Origin of the sequence: Roseateles koreensis, from assembly GCF_028595305.1 — a bacterium.
Lineage (GTDB): Bacteria > Pseudomonadota > Gammaproteobacteria > Burkholderiales > Burkholderiaceae_C > Paucibacter_A > Paucibacter_A koreensis.
This window is the reverse complement of the sequence record NZ_JAQQXS010000012.1, coordinates 21,685-43,959: the sequence shown is the minus strand read 5'-3', so window position 1 is coordinate 43,959 and position 22,275 is coordinate 21,685. Positions and strand designations below refer to the sequence as shown.

Sequence of the window (22,275 nt, the reverse complement as noted above, 5' to 3'; positions counted from 1 at the left end):
GTTCTCGGTGACGGGTTCTTCATGGCTTCACCGGCATGTTCTTCAATGGCTCGCCCTGAAAAGTGACGCTGCCCCGGTCCGTTGAACTGAAACAAGGTTCAACAGGCCATTCACGTGCATAGTCCTTCGTACTTTGCAGCGGCGTTTTGCCTGTTTAGTCCCTCCGCTCGCGAACCGCCTTCCCGGCACAGCAATTGGTAACTATTGCCGGGCTTTTGTTACATACCCGACGTTCCGGGGCGTTACCCCAACCGTGTCAGGCGAACTGGCATGATGGGGATCGCTATTGGTTTCCTGGAGACCCACTTGGATCATGTCCGACCTGAGTATTTCCCGCGCGGCACTTGAACGCAGCACCACGCAGCTGCCTGTTAGCTCCTACTTCGACGAGGCCCTGTTCCGCAAAGAACAGGAGTTGATTTTCCGACCTGGCCCGCGCTACCTCGGCCACGCTTTGGCGGTGCCTGAGGTGGGCGACTATTACGCACTACCCCAAGAAGGCGAAGGCCGGGCGCTGGTGCGCACGCCGCAAGGTCTGGAATTGATCTCCAATGTGTGCCGCCACCGCCAGGCCGTGATGCTGCGGGGGCGCGGCAATACGCGCAGCAATATCGTCTGTCCGCTGCACCGTTGGACCTACGACCTGAAGGGCGAACTCATCGGCGCCCCGCACTTCGACCACGATCCCTGCCTGAACCTGAACCGCTACAAACTGCGCGAATGGAACGGCCTGCTGTTCGAAGACAACGGGCACGATGTGGCCGCGCACCTGCAAAGCCTCGGCCCGCGCAGCGAGCTGGATTTCAGCGGCTACGTGCTCGACAAAGTCCATGTGCACGAGTGCGACTACAACTGGAAGACCTTCATCGAGGTCTATCTTGAGGACTACCACGTCGGGCCGTTTCATCCCGGACTGGGTCAGTTTGTCACTTGCGACGATTTGGCCTGGGAGTTCGGGCGCAACCATTCGGTGCAAACCGTCGGCATCCATAAAGACCTGGAAAGGCCAGGCTCACCCGTCTATCAGCGCTGGCACGATCAGCTGCTGAAGTTCCGCTCGGGCGAGCCCCCCAAGTCGGGCGCCATCTGGCTGACCTACTATCCGCACATCATGGTGGAGTGGTACCCGCATGTGCTGGTGGTTTCGACCTTGTTTCCGCAAGGGCCGCAAAAAACCGCCAACATCGTCGAGTTCTACTACCCGGAAGAAATCGCCGCCTTCGAGCGCGATTTTGTGGAAGCCCACCAGGCGGCCTACATGGAAACCTGCATCGAAGACGACGAAATCGCGCTGCGCATGGACATGGGTCGCAAAGCCCTCATGCAACGCGGCGACAACGAAGTCGGCCCCTACCAAAGCCCGATGGAAGACGGCATGCAGCACTTTCATGAATGGTACCGGCGTGAAATGCAGCGCTAACCCGCTAACCCGGTAATCCATCGGCCAACCCGCCCCCTCTCTGACCGAAAGCCTGCCCCATCATGCCCAGCAGCCACCAAGCCCTGATCAGCGCCGCCGAACTGAAGGGCTTGTTGGCCCAAGGCCAGGCACCGCTCCTCATCGATGTCAGCTTTGACCTGGGCGAGACCGACGCGGGTGAGCGGGCCTACCGCGCAGCCCATTTGCCGGGCGCCCACTACCTGCATCTGGACCGCGACCTCAGCGGTGCGAAGACTGGCCGCAACGGCCGCCATCCCCTGCCGGCACCAGAGGCCTGGGCGCGTTGTCTGTCAAATCTGGGCGTCAGGGCCGGGCAGCAAGTAGTCGCCTACGACGCCCAAGGTGGCATGTATGCGGCACGGCTCTGGTGGTTGCTGCGCTGGGTGGGCCATGCCGAAGTTGCCGTACTGGACGGCGGTCTCCAGGCCTGGGTGGCAGCAGGCGGCGCAGTCGCGGACACCGTCTCGCCGGCGGCGAATCCCAGCGTATTTCAAACTGGCCCCTCGCTGGTCGCACAGATCGACGCCGATCACCTGCAGGCACAACTCGGCCGCGTGCGCCTGATCGACGCCCGCGCGCCCGAGCGCTTCCGCGGCGATGTTGAACCGCTTGACGCAAAAGCCGGACACATCCCCGGTGCCAGCAACCGCCTCTTCAAAAACAATCTGCAAGCTGACGGCACGTTCAAGCCCGCCGCTCGCTTGCGCGAGGAATTTTTGAGCCTGCTGGGGCCCTTCAGCGCTGAGCAAACCGTGCACCAATGCGGCTCCGGCGTGACTGCCTGCCACAACTTGCTGGCCATGATGCACGCGGGCCTACCTGGCGCGCAGCTCTACCCCGGCTCCTGGAGCGAGTGGTCATCCACACCCGGGCGCCCCCTGGCGCAAGGCTGATCTGCACGATCACCCCACTCCCCAAAGACCTTGATTTAGCGCAAGATCAAGACCTGTCAGCGAGGCCAAACTGAAGCCGTCCATATAACGGATGAGTTGATCGGTATCCGCCGATCAACGCCTTGCATCCACGCACAGGAGGTTCCATCATGTTCAAGCGCATTCTCGTTCCCACAGACGGTTCCGACATCAGCGCCAAGGCGCTCAACACCGCCATCGGCATGGCCCGGGTTCACGGCGCCAAGATTTACGCGCTGAGCGTCAAAGAGCCCTTTCCGTACAGCGCAGTGTCCGAAATGCAGCCCACGCCGCCGCAAGAATTCTTCGACGCGCAAGAACGCATTGCCAGTGCCCGCGTGAAAGCAGCCATGGACGAAGCCGCCAAGGCCGAAGTCTCTTGCGAAGGCCACACTGTCGAAGCCCTCCACGCCTGGGAAGCCATCATCGACCACGCCGCCAACAAGCAGTGCGACTTGGTCGTTATGGCCTCACACGGCCGCCGCGGCGTGCAGGCCCTGCTGCTGGGCAGCGAAACCCAAAAAGTGCTGACGCACTGCACCACGCCGGTGTTGGTGGTGCGCTAACTTGGGTTGAGGCTCAAGGTCAGTGTGCAGACACCCTGACCACCACAACCACCAGGGCGATGCCTGCGGCCAGCCAGGCCAGTTGCAGCGCCGTGTCCCGCCAGGGCAGACGGCGCTGCAGTTGCGGAATCAAGTCAGCCACGGCCACATAGACAAAGCTGCTGCTGGCCGCCACCAACAGGTAAGGGAACAGGCTCTCCCAAGGGCCGACCACAAAGTAGCCAACCACGCCGCCCAAGACCGCCGCCAAGCCCGACACCGCGTTGAAGAACAAAGCCTTGGCGCGTGAAAAACCGGCGTTCAACAGCACGATGTAGTCGCCCACCTCCTGCGGAATTTCATGCGCGATGATGGCCAGCGACGTGACCAAGCCGAGGTGCGGGTCGGCCAGAAATGCTGCGGCAATGATGATGCCGTCGCAGAAATTGTGGATGCTGTCACCCACCAACACACTCAAGCCCCCCCGCCCCGCCTGCTCGGCATCGAAATGGTGATGATGATGGTGCCCGTCCCCCTCATGGTGGTGGTTGTGCCGGTACAACTCCACCTTTTCCAACAAGAAAAAAAACATCAAGCCGCCGAGTAACACCGCGAACAAGGCATGCGGGCTCGCCTTGCTTTCAAAGGCCTCAGGCAGCACGTGCAGCAAGGCGGTGCTCAAGAGCACGCCCGTCGACAGGCTGACCAAATTCTGGACGATGCGGCTCAGCAAGCTTACCGTAAGGCTCGCCGCGATCACCACCGACAGCAAGCCACCGATAAAGGTTGCCAGCACGATATAAAAAAGAGTCATTTCAGTGACGCGTGATTCACGCGCTCAAAAAACTTCCAAGTACACAAAACCCGCAAGCGCAACAAACACCCTCAAAGGCACCGCCCCAGCGTTCAATGGGCCTGCCATCAGCGAGCCCGTCAAACATGCCGCTCAAACCATGCCAGGCAACGGCGCCATGCATCAGCGGCGGCTTCCGGGTGATAGCTGGGGCGATAGTCGGCATAAAAAGCATGCGACGCCTCAGCATAGACTTCAATCTCGCTGCGGCGTGCCGATTCTGACCCTCGACGCAGGGTCGATTTCATCTTATCAACCGTGTCAAGCGGAATGCCGCTGTCCTGTCCGGCATACAGGCCCAATACCGGGCCAGCCAGGCGGCCCACAACATCCACGGGATGCTGCGGTGCCAGTTCACTCACCGGCCCCACCAAGCGCCCGTACCATGCCACGCCCGCCCTGATCGCGGGCTGATGCGCGGCGTACAACCACGTGACGCGCCCTCCCCAGCAAAAACCGGTCACGGCCAAGCGCCCCGTGTCGCCACCCTGGGCGTGCGCCCAATCAACGACCGCATCAAGGTCGCGCATCACTTGCGCGTCCGGCACTTTGCGGATCACTTGCGACATCAAGGCCTCGATGCTGGAGAACGACGCCGCATCGCCCTGCCGCAGCAACAAGGCGGGTGCGATGGCCAAATAGCCCTGCTGTGCAAAACGCCGCACCACATCGGCAATGTGTTCGTGCACGCCAAATATTTCATGAATCACCAAAAGCACAGGGGGCGCCTTGGCCCCCGCCGCCGGAGGAATCGCCCCCTGGGGATAGGCCACATAAGCAGGCACCTCGAACCCGTCGACCGAAATGTGCACCCAATCCGCCTGCAGACCCTCCGTCGGGGTGTGGACGATCTGCGGTTCGCAGACGGGCTGCACCGCTGCCGCGAATCCGGCATGTGTCGCGCGCGTGCCCACAAGTTGTTCAGCACTATTTTTTTCCATCTTCAACAAACTCCAAGAGGTGGGCAAACCGAAACACGGGCGGGCAAACGGCGCAGCCGAAACGCCTCGTTAGACAGGAAGGTGCCGAGATGACCAAAGCGGCGCATTTTAGAGACAGCCCAGGCCCAACGTTGACCTCAAATTGCCGCCATTTACCGCGACAATCGCGCCCATGAATTTGTTGCCCAACCCAGTCCTGCACGATCTCGCCGCCCCACTTGCCGCCATCGACATGGGCTCCAACAGCTTTCGGCTGGAAATTGCGCAAATGGCGCGAGGCCAGTACAAGCGCATGGAGTACCTGAAGGAGACCGTGCGGCTGGGTGCCGGCCTGGACAGTGAAGGCATGCTCACCGAGTCGGCCATGCTGCGCGGGCTGGATTGCCTGCAGCGCTTTGCCTTGCGCTTGCAGGGTTTCCCTGCCGCGCGGGTGCGTGCGGTTGCCACGCAAACGCTGCGCGAAGCCCGCAACCGAAATGACTTCCTGGCCCGTGCCCAGGAAGTGCTGGGTTACCCGATCGAAGTCATCTCAGGCCGCGAAGAAGCGCGCCTGATCTTTGCCGGCGTAGCGCGGCTTCAGCCCTCGGACGAGCGGCGCCTGGTGATTGACATTGGCGGGCGTTCAACCGAGATGATCCTGGGCCGGGGCCGCCGCCCGATATCGGCCGAATCCTTCCAGGTGGGCAGCGTCAGCTTGTCGCTGCGTTTTTTCCCGGAAGGGCAATTCACGGCCGAAGCCTTTCGCGCCGCACAAGTGGCTGCCGGGGCCGAACTGGAAGAAGCCCTGACGCTGTTCAAGCCTGAGCTGTGGAAACGCGCGCTGGGCTCGTCCGGCACGGTGGGCGCGGTAGCGCAGATTCTCGCGGCCACCGGCGTGACCGATGGCCGCATCACCCCGGCTGCGCTGCGCTGGTGCATCGAGCAATGCCTGCTGGCTGGCAGCATGAATCGTCTCGACCTGCCGGGGCTCAAGGAAGACCGCCGTGCGGTGGTTGGCGGGGGCCTGTGCATCCTCTACACCCTGCTGACCCAGTTTGGCATTGACGAGCTGGTGCCGGCCAAGGGAGCCTTGCGCCAGGGGGTGATTTTCGATTTGGTAGAACGCCTGGAAGCCGCCGAAGCCATCGACGGCGAGACCCGGCTGGACATGCGCGAGGCCTCGGTCGCCGCGCTGCAAAAGCGCTTTGCCGTGGATCTTCCCCAAGCCGAGCGGGTGCAGACGATTGCGGCCAACATCTACCGGCAACTGCAACCCCGCGCCCCACGCGAGCGCCAACGCGAATTGGATTGGGCCGCGGCACTGCATGAAATCGGCATGATGGTCTCCCACCACGACCACCACCGCCACAGTGCCTATCTGCTGGCGCATGTGGATGCCGCTGGCTTCTCTCAAAGCCAGCTCAAGCGCCTGGGCGATCTGGCGCTGGGTCAGCGCGGCGGGCTGCGCAAGCTGGACGGCCTGTTCGCCGACGAGAGCCTGCTGTGGCAACTGCTGAGCTTGCGCCTGGCCGTGATCAAGAGCCATGCCCGTGAAGCGGTTGACTCCGAGGCCGTGCACCTCACGCGGCAAAGCCGCCGGGTCACGCTGTCGATGCCCAAGGCTTGGCCTCAACTCAACCCGCGCACCGCCTTTTTGCTACAAGAAGAAGCCGCCGCCTGGAGCCGCAGCGGGGTGCTGGACATGAGGTTGGCCTGGTAATCGCCGGGGCCGCTGCGTTCGTCTAAAGCGCCTGAATCCTCGCCCCTAAGCTACAGAAAGTCCGGCGCCTGCACGGCCTGCAACACCACTTCGGAATGGCCGTCGCGAGTGCGCGAGCGCAACCACCAAACGGCGCCTTTTTTTATCGCCCAGGGCTTGGCCTCTCCGGTCAACAACAGGGCTGCCAACTGGCCCAGCGTGGGTTGATGACCCACCAGCAACACAGGCTCGGTGGCATGGGGCCAGCGTGAGGCGCGTAACAAGGCGTCCACCGAAGCATCGGGCGCAATGCTGTCCACGATGCGAACCTCCCGTCCCAAGGCCGCCGCCGTGCCGCGTGCCCGCAGCGCCGGGCTCACCAGCACACGAGTCGAGGCCGCCAGCCGATGGTTCAACCACTCGGCCATGCGCAAGGCCTGACGTTCGCCCTTGCGGGTCAGGCAGCGGGTCAAATCACTGCCGCCTTCGCGCAGCAACTCCGCCTCGGCATGGCGCCACAAAATCAAGTCCATGCTTGGCGGCCCTTCGTCAGTCGCGATGGGCCTTGTAGCGCAGCATCAACGCTTGCTGCGCATTCGGCCCCTCCGTTGAAATGCGGGTGGAGCGTCCGTCCGGTCCCAATTGCCAAGCGTCCTGGCGATCATGCAGATAGGGCACCAAAGCCTCGTCGATGATGCGCTGCCGCAGCTTCGGATCGGTCACCGGCCAGGCAATCTCGATGCGCCGGAACATGTTGCGGCTCATCCAATCGGCGCTGGAAAGGTACAGGGCGACCTCGTCTTCGCCCGCGCCCCAGCTGAAATAGCAGACCCGCGTGTGTTCAAGAAAACGCCCCACCACCGAGCGCACCACAATGTTGTCGCTGACCCCAGGCAAGCCAGGCGGCAACATGCAGGCGCCCCGCACGATGAGGTCCACCGCCGCCCCGGCCTGACCGGCGCGCAAAATGCCGCCAATCAACTCGGCATCCGTCAAGGCGTTGATCTTGATGACCAGACGGGCCGGCTTGCCGGCGCGGGCAGCGGCTTCCACCTGGGCCAGGTGCTCCATCATGCGGCTGTGCATATTGAAGGGCGCCAGCAGCAGCCGCTTGGGCGTCTTGATCTTGCCCAGCGAAGCCAGTTGGCGGAATACCGAATCCGCATCGCCCGTCAACTCAGGGTCTGCCGTGAGGTAGCCCAGATCGGTATAAAAGCGTGCCGTGCGAGGGTTGTAATTGCCCGTCGACAAATGTGCATAACGCCGAAATTTAGTGCCCTCGCGCCGAGTCACCAGCAGCAGCTTAGCGTGCGTCTTGAACCCCACCACGCCGTACACCACCTGCGCACCAACCGCCTCCAGGCGTTCCGCCCAATTGATGTTGGCCTCTTCATCAAAACGCGCCTTCAGCTCCACCACGGCCATCACTTCCTTGCCACGGCGTGCCGCCTCAATCAGCAGATCGCCCAGCACGGACTTGTTGCCCGTGCGGTAGATCGTCTGCTTGATCGCCAGCACATCAGGGTCTTCCACCGCTTCGCGCAGAAATTCCACCACCGGGTCAAAACTCTCGAAGGGATGGTGCAGCAGCACGTCGCCCTTGCGAATGCGCTCGAAGATAGACTTCTGCCGCGGCAGCGTCGCCTGCGGCCATACGGGCTCATGCGGTTCGAAGCGCAGCGACGGCGCGTCGGTCTGGTCGATCAACTCATTCAGGCGCACCAAGTTGACCGGCCCGTTGACCCGGTACAGGGCCGCTACCGGCAGATCGAACTGCTCCAGCAAGAACTCAGAGAGTTCGGTCGGGCAAGTGTTCACCACCTCCAGGCGAACCGCCCGGCCGAAATGCCGCGTGGTCAGGCCGGATCGCAAGGCGTTGCGCAGGTTGGCGATTTCTTCTTCGTCCACCTCCAAGTCGGAGTCGCGGGTCACACGAAACTGCGAAAACGCCTCCACCTTGCGCCCGGAGAACAACTCCTCCAGATGCGCCCGAATGACGCTGGTCAAGAGCACAAACGCCTGCTGCCCGGCGCTGATATTGCCGGGCAGGCGAATAACACGGGGCAGGACCCGAGGCACCTTGACAATGGCGATGCGGTTGTCGCGCCCAAACGCATCTTTGCCCGAAAGCCGGGCAATGAAGTGCAGCGATTTGTTCGCCACTTGCGGAAACGGATGTGCTGGATCCAGCCCCACCGGGATCAGCAAGGGCCGAACTTCACGCTCGAAAAATTTGGCCACCCAGGCGCGTTGCACCTCGTTGCGGTCCGCGTGGTTGAGCACCACAATGTCCTGCGCAGCCAGCAGTGGCGTCAACTGCTCGTTGAAGATCGAGTACTGCTCGTCAATCAGGCTGTGGGCCGCACGGGCAACCCGCTCAACGTCACGGTTATCGACCTGCGCCTGCGGATCACGCGCCGCATCCAGCATGTCGGCAAAGCGCACCTCGAAGAACTCATCCAGATTGGACGACACGATGCAAACATAACGCAGTCGTTCCAGCAAAGGCACATCAAGACGCTGGGCTTGCGCCAGCACCCGCCGATTGAACTCAAGAATGGCTTGTTCGCGATTCAACAGCGCCACGGCGGGCGAGACATCAGGGGTCGTTCCATCAACAGAAATCATGCATTGATTCTAGGCCGCGCCAGGGCCGCATCTGCGACCAGCGCAGGCTGCACCGCGCCAAGGTGTCCCGGAAGCACCGTCCCAATCTGCGTCCAATCGAGAATTTCAAGCCGGCCGTCGGCATGTTCCACCAGTGCCGTCAGGCTTTCCACCCAGTCGCCATCATTGCAATAGAGGATGCCGTCGATTTCGCGCATTTCAGCATGGTGAATATGTCCACAAACAACACCGTACACGCCGCGCTTGCGGGCCTCGCGGGCAACGGCCACCTCGAAGTCCGACACGTAGCTGACAGCCCGTTTAACCTTTTGCTTCAGATACTTGGACAAGCTCCAATACGGCAGACCAAACTTGGCACGCAGGTGGTTGAGGTAACGATTTAGTTTGAGGGTGAACTCATACGCCGTGTCGCCCACATGGGCCAGCCATTTGGCGCACTGGATCACACCATCAAACAAGTCACCGTGGGTGATCCACAGCTTGCGGCCGTCCGCAGTCTCATGAATCCACTCCTTCACCACCTCGATGCCGCCGAAGTTGTGATTCAAGTACTTGCGAGCGAACTCGTCATGGTTGCCAGGCACAAAATACACCTTGCAACCCTTGCGCGCCTTGCGCAGGAGTTTTTGCACCACGTCGTTATGGGCCTGCGGCCAATACCAACTGCGTCGCAACTGCCAACCATCGATGATGTCGCCCACCAAAAACAACTGCTCGCATTCCACCTCGCGCAAAAATTCAAGCAAGGCAGCAGCCTGGCAGCCCGGCGTACCCAGGTGCAGATCAGAGATCCACACCGTTCGGTAGTGACGGCTGGGCTTGTCGCCGGCGTCCTGCTCAGACGGTTCGGCAACAAAGGCACCCGCTGCAGTGGCGGCGGCGCGCATCAAGGCGTGGTCGTTCTGCATGCGAGGGAGTCTGAGCAAACGCCGTGTCTGCGCCATGGCAGCTACGTGAAGCTTGTGTGACGCATCTTGGCTTCAGGCGCGGCGCGAAGCCGTCGCGGCGGCCCTGGATAATGCACCCATGCATTTGATGATTCCCTCTGCAAGCGCCCTGGGCGAAGCCTGCCAACATACGCGCAGCCACCTGAAGCTGCCCCAGCTCGCGGGTCTGCTCGGGCTGCTGACGCCAGACAGCCCCCCGGTGGGCGGCGACGCGACCTGTTTCAACACGCCGTTTGAAGCCATGCTGGCCCGCCTGCGCATCGCGCCATCGGCCCCTGACAAAGGGCTGAGCCGGGCGCAGCCCCAAGCGATAAGCGACGGCCATTTGCCGGTAGCCGCTTGGCTGGCCCAAGCAGCAGGTGAAGACCCCCGCTTGCCCTGGGCCTTGCTGACACCCTTGCACCTGACAGTCGGCAGCGACGGTATCAGCGCCTACCCACCCAGCGCGCTGAATTTGACCGACGACGAATCCCAGGCCTACTTCAATGCCTTGGCCGAGCTGTGGCCCACCGCCGAAGGCTGGCAGGCCCGCTGGGTATCGCGCTACCAATGGCTGCTGACCCATCCCTGTTTCGAAGGCGTGGCCAGCGCCAGCCTGGAGCGCGTGATACACCGCAATGTGGACGCATGGATGCCCGAGGTCCGCCACCTGCGCACCTTGCAAAATGAAGTGCAAATGCTCTTGCACCGCCAACCCCTCAACGAAGCGAGAGAAGCCCAAGGCAAGCTGGCGCTGAACTCGGTTTGGATCAGCGGCTGCGGGAGTGACAGCAGCACCGCTCCCGCGCTGCCGCCGTTTCATCCTTTCAGCGCACCGCTGCCAAACCATGACCCGGCCATAGCCAGTGCAACGCCGACCGACAAAAACTTTTGCATCGACTTGCGACTGCAAACACCCATGATCGAAGGCGATTGGGCAAGCTGGGGCGATGCCTGGGCCGCGCTTGACGCCGGGCCCATCCTGACCCTGCGTGAGCGAGCCAGCCTGGGTGAATCCGTGCGACTGACCCTCTGTGGCGAACGGTTTGCCCAAAGCTACGCACTGCCACAACGCAGCACCTTACAAAAAACCCTGCAACGCTGGCTGCCGCCCCGCGCCGACGTGGCCGCCATCCTGGAGGCCCTGTGATGCCCGGCACCAGCCCCCAACTGCTCACCCGCGACGTACCGCCCCGTGCGGCATGGGCCTTAGAACAAGCCGGCCTGCCGCCCCTGCTGGCGCGCCTGTTTGCCGCACGCGGCGTGCAAGAAGCCGCCGAACTGGACGACGGCCTGGCCCGCCTGCTGCCCCCCGAACAACTGAAGGGCGCGGCGCAAGCCGCCACCCTGCTGGCCGACACGCTGGACGCCGGCGCACGCATCTGCCTGGTGGCCGACTACGACTGCGACGGCGCCACCGCCTGCGCCGTCGCCCTGCGCGGCCTGGCCCTGCTTGGGGCCCGCCCCGAGCAACTGAGCTATGTCGTGCCGGACCGCGCGATTCACGGCTACGGCCTGACACCCGCCATCGTCGACATGGCCCTGCCCCTGAGCCCCCAACTCCTGATGACTGTGGACAACGGCATCGCCAGCCTGGCCGGCGTGGCCCATGCCAAAGCGTTGGGGCTCAAGGTGCTGGTCACCGACCACCACCTGCCTGCGCTGATCGACGGCCAGGTCGCCCTGCCCGCCGCCGACGCCTTGGTCAACCCCAATCAACCCGACTGCCCGTTCGAAAGCAAAAATCTGGCCGGCGTGGGTGTGGCCTTCTATGTGCTGCTGGCCTTGCGGGGCGAATTGCGCCGCCGCGGCCGCTTCGACGCCGCCCAGCAACCCAAGCTCGACGGCCTGCTCGACCTCGTCGCCCTGGGCACCGTGGCCGACGTGGTGCGACTGGACGCCAACAACCGTCGCCTCGTCGCCCAGGGCCTGAAACGCATGCGCGCCGGCCGCATTCAGCCCGGCATTGCCGCCTTGTTCACCGCAGCGGGCCGCGATTGCAGCCGCGCCAATGCCTTCGACCTGGGCTTTGCGCTGGGCCCACGCATCAATGCCGCCGGGCGCTTGTCCGACATGACGCTCGGCATCGAATGCCTGCTGTGCGACGAACCCAGCCGTGCACTGGAACTCGCCAAGCAACTGGACGCCATCAACCGCGAGCGCCGCGAAATCGAAGCCGGCATGAAAGAGCAGGCCGAGCTGAAGCTCGACGCGCTGATGGGCGCCCTCTCCGGCGAAGCCCCGCCCGCGCTGTGCCTGTTTGACCCTGATTTTCACGAAGGCGTTGTGGGCATCATCGCCTCGCGCCTGAAAGACCGTGTGCACCGCCCCACCTTTGTGTTTGCGCGCGGTGCCGACGGCCTGCTCAAAGGCTCGGGCCGCTCCATCCCCGGCTTTCATCTGCGCGACGCGCTGGACCTCGTCAGCAAGCGCCAGCCCGACTTGCTGAAAAAATTTGGGGGCCACGCCATGGCCGCCGGCTGCACCCTTGAAGACGGCCAATTCGAGGCCTTCAACCTCGCACTGCAACAAGTTGCTGCCGAATGGCTGGACACCGCCGCGCTGACCCGCAATCTGCGCACCGACGGCCCGCTCCCGCCAGATCAGCACACCGCAGAAACCGTGCGCAGCCTGGAAGCGCAGGTCTGGGGCCAAGCCTTTGAAGCGCCACTGTTTTGCGATCAAGTCGACGTGATTTCACAGCGCATCGTCGGCGAGCGCCACTTGAAGTTGCGCGTCCGCCAAGCCGGCCTGCTGCGCGACGCCATCTGGTTCGGCCACACCGACCCAGTACCCTCCAGCGGCAGGCTGGCCTACCGATTGAGCCTGGATGAATACCAAGGCCAACAACGCGTGCAACTGGTGGTAGAAGCTTTGGTGTAAATCTCTGGGTATAGCGCCCCGGAATTGCGAAGATCAACACACTTGAATCAACGATTCCAACGCCGCGCTGGTATGAACGGGATGCGGTCACAGCAGCCTGCTCTCACTTGGCCATTGTCATTTTTGACCGCATGGCAGGACGGAGCCCTCAGGTCAACGGGCTGATCCCCGAAAAAAAAACAGGCGCGGCCACAGCCACCCCTGCTTTTTTTGTATTTTTGACCACGCCCGGCGTTCAGCACCAGACGCCGGTCAACGCATCAATCAAGCTTGGCGGCGGCCCGTGCGCATGCCCACCAGCACGGCAACGCCAGCCAACATCAAGGTGACACTGCTAGGCTCAGGCACGGCCGAGACATTGTCCAGCGCGGCCACTCCGGTGGTGCCGCTCAGGTCAAACGACTGCGCCACGCCGCTGAAGCTGATGGTTTGCTGCTTCCAGCTGTCAAAAGCGCCGGTGGTGCTGGTGGCGGCCAGGTCGAACGTGCCCAGCAGGGTCCCGGTGCCGTTCAGGCCCGAATACACCTTGATGGCGCCCGCCGCGTCACCGACGGCGGCGTAGTAGAAACTCAGGCTGCTGTCCACACCCGCGGCCACGTTCATGTAGGCTGCGCCGTTGGTGTTGTCAGCGTAGGCCACGCCCAAGGAGCTGGGCGCATTGGCGAAGTTGGTGCTGGCAGCGTCGTTCGAAAAGCCGAACACGTTCGTGAAGGAAACACCCACATTGGCGCTGGCAGTGGATCCATCGTCCGCCGTCCCCCCGTTGTAATACTCGGCCACGCCGGTGCCAAAGGCCCAGGTTTTTTCGAAATCGAGCGTGAAGGCCACCGGGGCAGCAAAGGCTGGTGCGCAGGCGAACAAGGCAAGAGCGGCAAGTCGTGACGGCTTCATCGAGGTTTCTCCAGTTGAATCTAAATCGTTGCGACGGCACCCATGCCGACATGCAGCGCAGTCTATGAGTGCACTCGCGACAGGACGATGACGGCCACCAGGTCTGAACCCCGCTATTCAGACCACACCCCCCAAAGGCGGGGGTACAGCGGGATCGCGCCGCCCCCTGTCATCAAGCCTTCACCGCTGCACCTTAGCCTGCGCCCACCCTCTCCATGTGCACGCCCATGCGCCTGCAGCACCTGCGCCCCGCCCGGCGCTCAGGCCGCGTGGAGTCCCCGCATCAAGCACGAAGAACGCCCATGACATTCACCCTCCCTCGACGCCGCTGGCTGCAAGGCACTCTCGCCTGCGGCCTGGGCTTTGTGCTGCCCGAGGCACGCGCCTGCGAATTTTTCACCACGACGCTGCGCGTGACTCATCCCTGGACGCGTGCCTCCCGCCCGGGCGACAGCGACGCCGTGGTCTGCATGCGCTTTGACGAAGTGACTCAGGCTGACCGGCTCATCCACATCAGCACACCAGTTGCTGCGGGCGCACTGATCCAGCGGGCGAACACATCACAAGTCGCCGCCAACTCGCGAGGTGATGTACCCATCAACTTCCTGATTTCAGCCGACCAAGTGACTGAATTCACCGAGACGGGCGTGCATCTGCGCCTCACCGGGCTGCGCCACCCGCTTGAAATCGCCCGCAGCTATCCGCTCACCCTGACCTTTGCGATCGGAGGTGTCGTCGAGGCCGATCTCAGCATCGATTACGAGGCATTGCCGGCCTGACCCCCCACGAATGAGCCGACAGGCAGGGGCGCCTCGTCACGCCCCAGTCATCGCCCGTCCCTAGCATGCTCGCTGAATCCAAACGCCGACCGCAGCGGCCCAGCCGCTGTGCTGTCGGTCCATGAACCGCCATCCAAACCCCGGAGACACCTCCATGAAACTCGGTTTCAACAAAACCCCTCTCGCACTGGCCGCACTGGCCGCCATCAGCACCGCCAGCCTGGTTGTTGCGCCCACGATGGCCACGGCCGCCGGTAAAACGGCCGGCCAATACGTGACCGGTGACTTCCACAACCACACCACCTGCTCGGACGGCTCCATCTCGATGCAGAAGCTGGTCAAGAAGGCCACCGACAAAAACGACACGCCCTGGGGTCTGGATTGGTTCGTGCAAGCCGGCCACGGCGGCAACGGCAACCGCAACTGCACCTTGGTTGAAGACGCCACCCTGAGCACCCCCGCCTATCCCTACACCGCCGGCACTGGCCCCACCACCACCTGGACCAACAGCATTGGCGCAGCCAATCTGAAGGGCCTGGGCGGCGGCGTGGGCGGCACAGGCAATATGTGGCGTTGGCAGTCGATTCAAGAGTTCCAGTACCCCTTGCTGGAATACTTGTCGGCCGCCAAGAGCCTGCCCCTGTTCATCGGCATGGAATCGGTCGTCGCAGGCCATGAGCACACCTCCATGTCGGTCGTTACGGGCCAGATGCCCCTGTCGCTCGACAACACCTCGCTGCCCACCAGCGCCGGCTATACCGCGCTGGGCAATGCCAATGGCCTGGCTCAGTGGTCTTACTGCTTCGACCGTGGCGACACCGACACCAGCCGTGGCAACACCACCGGCACCAGCATTGGCAACAACTGGAACTGCTCGGTCACCGGCAGCCTGAACAGTGGCGACGTCAGCTGGAACGCCACCGCCCAAAAGCTGATGCCCGCCAGCGGCACCGGCAACGGCAGCAAGGGCCACCTGAAGACGTTGGAGGGCATCAAGTGGATGGCCCAGAACCACACCAATGCCAGCTACTACGTGCCCGCCCACCTGGAGCGCGCCGGCCCCTTTAACCCGGACGGCAACAACGGCTTCAACATTGAGCACTTGCGAAACTTCAACAACACCGCGCCGAACATCGCCTTTGGCTTCGAATCGCAGCCCGGCCACGGCGCGGCCAATAACCGCGGTGAATACCAGGTCAAGCGCAACAACATCAACGGCGTGTTGACCGACTCGGTCGGTGGCACCACCTACGGCGGCACCGGCGTGTATGCCGGTCAGGTTGGCGGCGTCTGGGACGCGCTGCTGGGCGAAGGCCGCAACTGGTGGTACTTCGCCAGCTCCGACTGGCACAACCGGGGCAGCTTCGGCCCGGATGACCGCCGCTCGTCGCAAGACTTCTTCCCCGGCGAATATGCACGCGACTTCGTGATGGTGCGCAACGGTGCCGACAAGCTGCGCCCGCAAACCATTGTTGATGGTCTGCGCACCGGCAACAGCTTCGTCGCCAACGGCCAGTTGATCGACCGCCTGGCCTTCGTCGCCTGTGCCTCCTACCCCGGCATCGCTGCCCGCAGCAACGCCGCTGTGGAAGCCATCGCCGTGGCCGCCGCCACCCACAACACCGACATCGACGTCTCCGGCTGCGCCACCATGGGCGAAAAGCTCGTGGTTCGCCCCGGTGCCGAAATCGTGGTGGCCGTGGTGCTGCGTGACCCTGACGGCGCCAACTACTCGCCCTATACCTTCGCCAACCCCTCGCTGCTCCAAGTGGGCATCAACCAGCCGATCAACCAGCCCGTGCTGGACCACGTGGATTTGGTGCGCGGCATGGTCACCGGCTACAAGACGCCCGGTGCCAGCGACTACTCGGGCGAATGGCCGCGCAATACGGCTTGGCTGCGCGCTGACGGCACCACCGTGGGTCTATCCGCTGTGCCTGACGCCGCCAAGAACACCAGCACTGCTGTGATCAAAACCTTCAGCAACAGCGGCAGCACCCCCTGGACCACCGTGCAGTCGGGCGTCGACAACAGCGCCTTCCTGAAGATGAGCTACCGCATCCCGGCTGTTCAAGCGTCGCAGTATGTGCGTCTGCGCGGCACCAACATGCCCGCCGCGGTGCCTTACGAGACCGATGGCAACGGCAACCCGCTGGCCGACGTCTATACCAACGCCAACGACAGCACGATGTTGCGCATCCCCTGCACCACCGTGGGCAGCAATGTCCCGGCAGCAGGTGTGACGTACACCGGCAATTCGATCGACGGTTGCCCGGCCCATTTGCCAGTGGTCAATGGCCAGAAGATGGTGGCCTACGACGTGGCCGCCTGGTCTGACCTGTGGTTCTACAGCAACCCGATCTACGTCCAAGTGAACGGCTCCACCACGGTGGCTGGCGTCAAGTAAGGCATTAGTTCTGCGGGTTCCCGCAGCCAAGCGCCACGCGTTTTCGCGTGGCGCTTTTTCCGTTTCAAGAACCGAGTTGAGTCCTCCATGTCCGCTTCCCTCTCCACGTCAGCAACCCCGGCCACCGCATCCAAGCCCCCTGCAACACCCCGCAGCCAAGGCCACTCACGCCTGCAGGCGGCGCTGCGCGAACCTCTGCTGCACTTTGTGCTGCTGGGTGGCATGCTGTTTCTGGCGGACCACTGGCTGATGACGCGCGCTGACGACCCACGCACCATCGTCATGGGCCCCGAGGTGGATGCCGAAGCCACCCAGATCTTCAGCGCCACGCGTGGCCACGCACCCAACGCCGAGGAACTGGCTGCGCTGCGTCAGGTGTGGCTGGACAACGAGGTGCTCTATCGCGAAGGCCTCGCCCTGCAAGTGGACAAAGGCGACGCCAGCATTCGTGAGCGCGTCATCTTCAAGGCCTTGAGCGTGGTGGACGCCAACGTCAAATTGCCCAAATACGATGACAAGACCCTGCGCAGTTGGTTCGAAAGCCATCGCGTCAAGTACGACGAGCCACCGCGTTATGACTTTCAAGAAGCCGTGCTGGACGGCACGCCCACCGAAGCCGCGGTGCGCGCCTTTGTCGACGCCCTGAATGCCGGCACACCCGGCGACGCCAAGGCGGGCCTGCGCGTCTTCAAGGGCCGCCCGCAAGCCAATCTGCTGCAAAGCTACGGCGCCGAATTCGCCAAATCATTGGCGGCGGCACCAGTGGGCGAATGGCGTGCCCAGCCCACGCAAGACGGCTGGCGCGCAATTCGCCTGGACGCACTGACCTCCGGCAAGCCCGGTGACTTTGAATCCCTGCGCGGCGTGGTGCTGCAAGACTGGACCGACACGGTGATGGCCGAACAACGCAGCGCCGCCGTTCACACCTTGGCGCAGAAGTACAAGATCAAAGCCCCTTCGCCCAGCGTTGACGCCAAATCTGGTACGAGCAGCACGAGCAGCACGAGCAGCAAGCCTACCAACAAGGCAGAAGATCAATGAGCCGCCTCACCATGATCGCCCGCCTCATCGCCGCCGCTGCAGGTTTGCTCAAGCACCAGCTTGGGTCGGCCTGCCTGCTGGCGCTCACACTGTTGCTGGCCGCAAACCCTGCCCACGCCCACGAGATGAGCATGGTCGAGATGCAGCTCCGCGAAGTTGCGCACGGCGAATTCCTGTGGCAATGGACCGCCAGCGAAAAAGCGGCACCGGCCGATGTACTCACCCCCGTCTGGCCTGAAGAGTGCCAGGTCGAAGTCAATGTGCTGCATTGCGGCGCCAAAGGCCTGCAGGGCCAATTGCGCATCGAGGGCGTGGGCAAAGCCTACTCCGCCGTGTTGGTGAAAGTGTTCTGGCTTGACGAACAGTCGCGCGTCTACACGCTCACCGCCGGCCAGCCCAACGTGCACCTGTACGGCTCGGCGCAAGACCAGCGCGGCATGGGCGAGATTGCCTCCGCCTACACGCTGCTGGGCGTTGAGCACATCCTCACCGGTGTCGATCACCTGCTGTTCGTCATCAGCCTGCTGTTGCTGGTGGGCTTTGGCCGCCAATTGCTGTGGACCATCACCGCCTTCACCGCCGCGCACAGCCTCACGCTGGCCAGCAGCGCGCTGGGTTGGCTGGTGCTGCGCTCGCCCCCCGTGGAAGCCACGATCGCGCTTTCCATCGTGCTTGTGGCGGGTGAGGCACTGCATCAGCGCCAGACCCTGGCGCGGCGCTGGCCGGCCCTGGTGGCCTTCATCTTCGGACTGGTGCATGGCCTTGGCTTTGCCGGCGCGCTGAAAGAAATTGGTCTGCCCGAGCAGCATCTGCTGGTCGCTTTGCTGACCTTCAATGTGGGGGTCGAGATCGGCCAGTTGCTGACGGTCGGCGCCGCCTGGCTGCTGTGGCGCCTGAGCACGCGTTGGCCGCAGTCGGAGCAGACCCGCAAGGCCCGCACCGTGCTGCTCTACCTCATCGGCACGCTGGCGGCCTATTGGTCCTGGCTGCGTGTTGTCACCATTTTCAGTTGAACCCGGTCGCCATGGACGAAGTCATCAGCCTGTTTCCCACGCCCTTCTTTCGCGCTCCCGGGGCGGTGCCGGAACCTTTGCGGCAAGGCCTTCTGGCGCATTTCAGCGCCGAGGCCCGGCAAGAGAACAACGCCTCAAGCCAGCTCTCCCACACCCGCATGCTGCGCCCTAGCGACAGCCCCTTGCTGATCGAGTTGGCCCAATTGCTAACGCCAAAATTGAGCGAATTCGGCGCCCACATGTTTGGCGAGCGCATGCCTTGGTCGCTGAAAGAGATGTGGGTCAACGTGCTGGATGAAGGTGGCCGCCAGGCCATGCACAACCACGCCAACAGCTTCATCTCGGGCGTGCTCTACCTGACACCCACCCACGCATCCTCACGCACCGTGTTCATGAAAGCGCCCGGCGGCAACGACTTCGCGTTCAAGAACGACCATCCCGGCATGGTCACCGGTCCCTTCAATGCCGACAAGTGGATCAGCCCCCAGCCCAGCCCGGGCGATCTGGTGCTGTTTCCCAGCTATCTCATGCATGCCGTGCCCCCTAACGAGGGAGGCCAACGCATCACGCTGGCCTTCAACGCCATCCCGGCACGCCTCGATTCCTGGGGCTACACCATCGGATTCACTGGCTGAATGCAAGATTCTGCTGCTTTGCGCGCTGCGCCTACCCTCCATGCCGCCCCAGCGCGGCAGGCCGCCGTAGCCCTGCTGGTGATGGGCGCCTCGGGCTTTGCGGGCCTGGGCTATCAAATCGTCTGGACCCAGCAATGCGGCCTGTGGTTGGGGCATGAGTCGGCCGCCGTGCTGGCCGTGGTGAGTGCGTTTTTCGGTGGAATGGCCTGCGGCGCGCTGGCCTTGGGTCCCCGCATCGAACGCAGCCGGCGACCCCGCCTGGCCTATGTCATCTTCGAGTTGGTGATTGCGTTGTGGGGCCTGTTGCTGCTGGTGGCATTGCCTACCCTGACGGCACGGCTGCAAGCCATCGGCGGCATCGACGCCTCGCCGCTGTGGCAATGGAGCGTGGCATTTGTGGGCTGCTTCTTGCTGCTCCTGCCGGCCACCGCCGCCATGGGCGCCACACTGCCAGCGCTGGAGCGGGTGATGGCGGATTTTTACCCCTCCGCATCGGCAAGCGGGCAGCGCTCAGTCGCCCTTTTCTACGCGGCCAACACCGGTGGCGCCGTACTGGGGGTGCTGGTCACCGCCTTTTATGCCCTGCCTCAATTCGGTTTGTCTCGCACGGCCGGCTTGTGCGTAACGCTGAACCTGATGTGTGCGGCTCTGGCCTGGGTTGCGCTGCCCCGCGGCGTGGCGCAGACCCATGAAATCGGGCTGGCGAAATCGGCGCCATCCCAAGCTGCACGCAGCCGGTCCGTCCTCCGCTTGGCCGCTACCGGCCTGCTCGGCGTAGGCTATGAAGTGCTGGTCTTGCGCGTACTCAGCCAAGTCACCGAAGACACCGTTTACACCTTTGCGATGCTGCTGGCCGTGTACCTGATCGGCACGGCCCTGGGCGCCGCTGCCTGGCAGCGCTGGAGTCGCCTCCAGCAGAGCGACGCAAGCGCTGAATCCCGCACCCAAGGCCTGCTCGTCGCGCTCGCCATCGCCGGCCTGCTGGGGGGCGCAAGCTTGTGGGGGGCGCAAGCGCTCAAAGACCAATGGATAGGCAACGGCGAGGGGAGCCTGGCCTGGGCACTTAGCGCCGAAGCCCTCCTCGCGCTCGCCGCCTTTGCCCTGCCCACGCTGGTGATGGGTGCCTTATTCAGCCAGCTTTGCGCCAATGCGCACCGCGCAGGCCTGAGCTTTGGGCAAGCCGTGGGCATCAACACTTTGGCGGCGGCGCTGGCACCGCTGATTTTCGGCGTTCTGCTTGCGCCAGCCCTGGGCGCCAAACTGACCCTGCTGCTGTTGCCTTTGGCCTACCTTGGGCTGTGCGGCGGTGCGGCCTGGCTGCGGGCGCGGGTGTGGGTGCCTGCGATCGCCACCTTAGCCCTGGCCGCCATTGCCCCACCGCTGCGCTTCATCACCTTGCCTGAGGGCGGCCACATCGTCAGCTATCGCGAGGGTGCCATGGCCGCGGTGAGCGTGGTGGAAGACGCCCAGGGCGTATCGCGCCTGCGCATCAACAACCGCCAGCAGGAAGGCAGCAGTTCAAGCCTCTTGTTCGACGCCCGCCAGGCGTTGCTGCCCCTGCTGCTGCACCCCGCACCCCACACGGCATTGTTTCTGGGCTTGGGCACGGGCATGACGGCGGCGTCAGGCGCCCAAGACCCCAGCCTGCACGTGGACGCCGTTGAGTTGCTGCCCGAAGTCATCGCCGCTTCCATGCATTTCACCCAGGCCGTCGAGCAGGGCGAGCCCCGGCTGCATACCGTCAACGCTGACGCAAGGCGTTATGTGCGCAATGCGCCAACGCCTTACGACGTGATCGTCGCCGACAACTTTCACCCGGCGCGGGCGGGCTCGGCGGCGCTGTACACGGTGGAACACTTTCAGGCCGTGCGCCAACGCCTCGCACCTGGGGGCCTGTTCTGCCAATGGCTGCCGCTGCATCAACTCGATTTGCAGACCCTGCAAAGCATCGTGCAATCGTTTCTGCAGGCTTTCCCCGACGCAACTGCCCTGCTGGCCAACAACAGCCTGGAAACGCCCACGCTGGGCCTGATCGGGCGGGCCAATGCCAACGGCTTTGACATGGCGACCATCCGGGCCCGCTTGGCCCACAATTCCTTCCCAACACCGCCGGCAGTCTTTGGCATCGAGGACGAATGGGCCTTGCTCGGCATGTTTGTGGCCGGGCCTGCGGCGTTGGCACAATTCGCTGATCAAGCCCCGGCCAACACCGATGACCACCCCATCGTCGCCTACCTTGCCCCGCGCATCAGCTACGCGCCAGACAGCACACCCGCCGACCGTTTGATGACCTTGCTGCGTGCCGTCTCCATCCAGCCGGCTAACGTCATCAAGGATGACCCGTCTGCGGCCCGCCTCGCCGCCTACTGGCAGGCCCGCCAACGCTTTCTGGAAGCGGGCCGCACGGTGCGCCCTACGACCGACGTACAACAAATGCTGACCCAGGTCAGAGCGCCCTTGCTGGACGTGCTGCGCATCAGCCCCGATTTCCGGCCCGCCTACGACCCACTCCTGCGCATGGCCCGCGCCCTGGCGGCGCAAAGTCCCGATGCAGCGCTCACTCTGCTGCAAGACCTGCAGACCTTGCAACCCGCCCGCCCCGAGGCCGCAGCGTTGCTTCAGCAATCCCTGAGGCCCTGACATTCAGCGGTCTGCAACGCAGGCCGCCAAGGTCATCCAACTCGTTGCCACGGCACCTGATTT

18 protein-coding genes are annotated in these 22,275 nt (G+C 63.6%); 12 read left to right on the top strand and 6 right to left on the bottom strand.

The window, feature by feature from the left end; genetic code table 11:
• Positions 1-313 precede the first annotated feature (313 nt).
• From PRZ01_RS13840 to PRZ01_RS13830, 3 genes are all read left to right on the top strand, one after another.
• Positions 314-1,420 (top strand): aromatic ring-hydroxylating oxygenase subunit alpha, encoded by a 1,107-nt coding sequence (locus PRZ01_RS13840; RefSeq protein ID WP_273597389.1) that lies wholly within the window; start codon positions 314-316, stop codon positions 1,418-1,420.
• Between the two features lie 62 nt (positions 1,421-1,482).
• Positions 1,483-2,334 (top strand): sulfurtransferase, encoded by an 852-nt coding sequence (locus PRZ01_RS13835; protein ID WP_273597388.1) that lies wholly within the window; start codon positions 1,483-1,485, stop codon positions 2,332-2,334.
• Between the two features lie 149 nt (positions 2,335-2,483).
• Complete coding sequence (locus PRZ01_RS13830) at positions 2,484-2,918, top strand: universal stress protein (RefSeq protein ID WP_273597387.1); 435 nt, start codon at positions 2,484-2,486, stop codon at positions 2,916-2,918.
• Between the two features lie 19 nt (positions 2,919-2,937).
• On the opposite strand, the gene PRZ01_RS13825 is transcribed toward PRZ01_RS13830, so the two are convergent.
• Positions 2,938-3,711: a ZIP family metal transporter gene (locus tag PRZ01_RS13825; RefSeq protein ID WP_273597386.1), complete on the bottom strand. Its 774-nt coding sequence runs from the start codon at positions 3,709-3,711 to the stop codon at positions 2,938-2,940.
• Between the two features lie 119 nt (positions 3,712-3,830).
• Positions 3,831-4,691: a dienelactone hydrolase family protein gene (locus PRZ01_RS13820; protein ID WP_273597385.1), complete on the bottom strand. Its 861-nt coding sequence runs from the start codon at positions 4,689-4,691 to the stop codon at positions 3,831-3,833.
• A gap of 172 nt (positions 4,692-4,863) precedes the next feature.
• On the opposite strand from PRZ01_RS13820, the gene ppx reads away from it, so the two are divergent.
• Positions 4,864-6,390: an exopolyphosphatase gene (gene ppx, locus PRZ01_RS13815; protein WP_273597384.1), complete on the top strand. Its 1,527-nt coding sequence runs from the start codon at positions 4,864-4,866 to the stop codon at positions 6,388-6,390.
• A gap of 50 nt (positions 6,391-6,440) precedes the next feature.
• Here the strand turns inward: ppx and PRZ01_RS13810 are convergent, their stop codons facing one another.
• The 3 genes from PRZ01_RS13810 to PRZ01_RS13800 are packed head-to-tail and all read right to left on the bottom strand — an operon-like array spanning position 6,441 to position 9,905.
• Positions 6,441-6,902, bottom strand: coding sequence for a SixA phosphatase family protein (locus tag PRZ01_RS13810; protein ID WP_273597383.1), 462 nt, complete (start codon positions 6,900-6,902; stop codon positions 6,441-6,443).
• A 16-nt stretch (positions 6,903-6,918) separates the two neighbouring features.
• Positions 6,919-8,997 (bottom strand): polyphosphate kinase 1, encoded by a 2,079-nt coding sequence (gene ppk1 / locus PRZ01_RS13805; protein ID WP_273597382.1) that lies wholly within the window; start codon positions 8,995-8,997, stop codon positions 6,919-6,921.
• Positions 8,994-9,905, bottom strand: coding sequence for a UDP-2,3-diacylglucosamine diphosphatase (locus PRZ01_RS13800; protein ID WP_273597381.1), 912 nt, complete (start codon positions 9,903-9,905; stop codon positions 8,994-8,996). Before PRZ01_RS13800 ends, ppk1 begins: the two co-directional genes overlap by 4 nt.
• A 118-nt stretch (positions 9,906-10,023) precedes the next feature.
• On the opposite strand from PRZ01_RS13800, the gene PRZ01_RS13795 reads away from it, so the two are divergent.
• Together PRZ01_RS13795 and recJ are read left to right on the top strand one after the other, a co-directional pair.
• Positions 10,024-11,073 carry a hypothetical protein gene (locus tag PRZ01_RS13795; RefSeq protein WP_273597380.1) on the top strand — a complete coding sequence of 350 codons (1,050 nt, stop codon included), beginning with the start codon at positions 10,024-10,026 and terminating at the stop codon, positions 11,071-11,073.
• Positions 11,073-12,806, top strand: coding sequence for a single-stranded-DNA-specific exonuclease RecJ (gene recJ, locus PRZ01_RS13790; RefSeq protein WP_273597379.1), 1,734 nt, complete (start codon positions 11,073-11,075; stop codon positions 12,804-12,806). The genes PRZ01_RS13795 and recJ overlap by 1 nt, the downstream gene beginning before the upstream one ends.
• Before the next feature lie 264 nt (positions 12,807-13,070).
• Here the strand turns inward: recJ and PRZ01_RS13785 are convergent, their stop codons facing one another.
• The gene (locus tag PRZ01_RS13785; RefSeq protein ID WP_273597378.1) at positions 13,071-13,697 is read right to left on the bottom strand and encodes a PEP-CTERM sorting domain-containing protein; all 627 of its coding nucleotides are present in this window, start codon (positions 13,695-13,697) and stop codon (positions 13,071-13,073) included.
• 302 nt (positions 13,698-13,999) lie between these two features.
• Between PRZ01_RS13785 and PRZ01_RS13780 the strand changes: the two genes are divergently transcribed.
• The 6 genes from PRZ01_RS13780 (at position 14,000) to PRZ01_RS13755 (ending at position 22,212) form a co-directional block, all read left to right on the top strand.
• Positions 14,000-14,476 (top strand): copper chaperone PCu(A)C, encoded by a 477-nt coding sequence (locus PRZ01_RS13780; protein WP_273597377.1) that lies wholly within the window; start codon positions 14,000-14,002, stop codon positions 14,474-14,476.
• A gap of 154 nt (positions 14,477-14,630) precedes the next feature.
• Complete coding sequence (locus PRZ01_RS13775; RefSeq protein WP_273597376.1) at positions 14,631-16,883, top strand: CehA/McbA family metallohydrolase domain-containing protein; 2,253 nt, start codon at positions 14,631-14,633, stop codon at positions 16,881-16,883.
• Between the two features lie 87 nt (positions 16,884-16,970).
• The gene (locus PRZ01_RS13770) at positions 16,971-17,924 is read left to right on the top strand and encodes a peptidylprolyl isomerase (RefSeq protein WP_273597375.1); all 954 of its coding nucleotides are present in this window, start codon (positions 16,971-16,973) and stop codon (positions 17,922-17,924) included.
• Entirely contained in the window at positions 17,921-18,937 is a 1,017-nt protein-coding gene (locus PRZ01_RS13765) for a HupE/UreJ family protein (protein WP_273597374.1), read from the top strand. Before PRZ01_RS13770 ends, PRZ01_RS13765 begins: the two co-directional genes overlap by 4 nt.
• Positions 18,938-18,948: 11 nt before the next feature.
• Positions 18,949-19,572: a TIGR02466 family protein gene (locus tag PRZ01_RS13760; RefSeq protein ID WP_273597373.1), complete on the top strand. Its 624-nt coding sequence runs from the start codon at positions 18,949-18,951 to the stop codon at positions 19,570-19,572.
• Positions 19,573-22,212, top strand: a complete 2,640-nt coding sequence (locus tag PRZ01_RS13755; RefSeq protein WP_273597372.1) for a fused MFS/spermidine synthase — start codon at positions 19,573-19,575, stop codon at positions 22,210-22,212.
• The last annotated feature ends 63 nt before the right edge of the window (positions 22,213-22,275 follow it).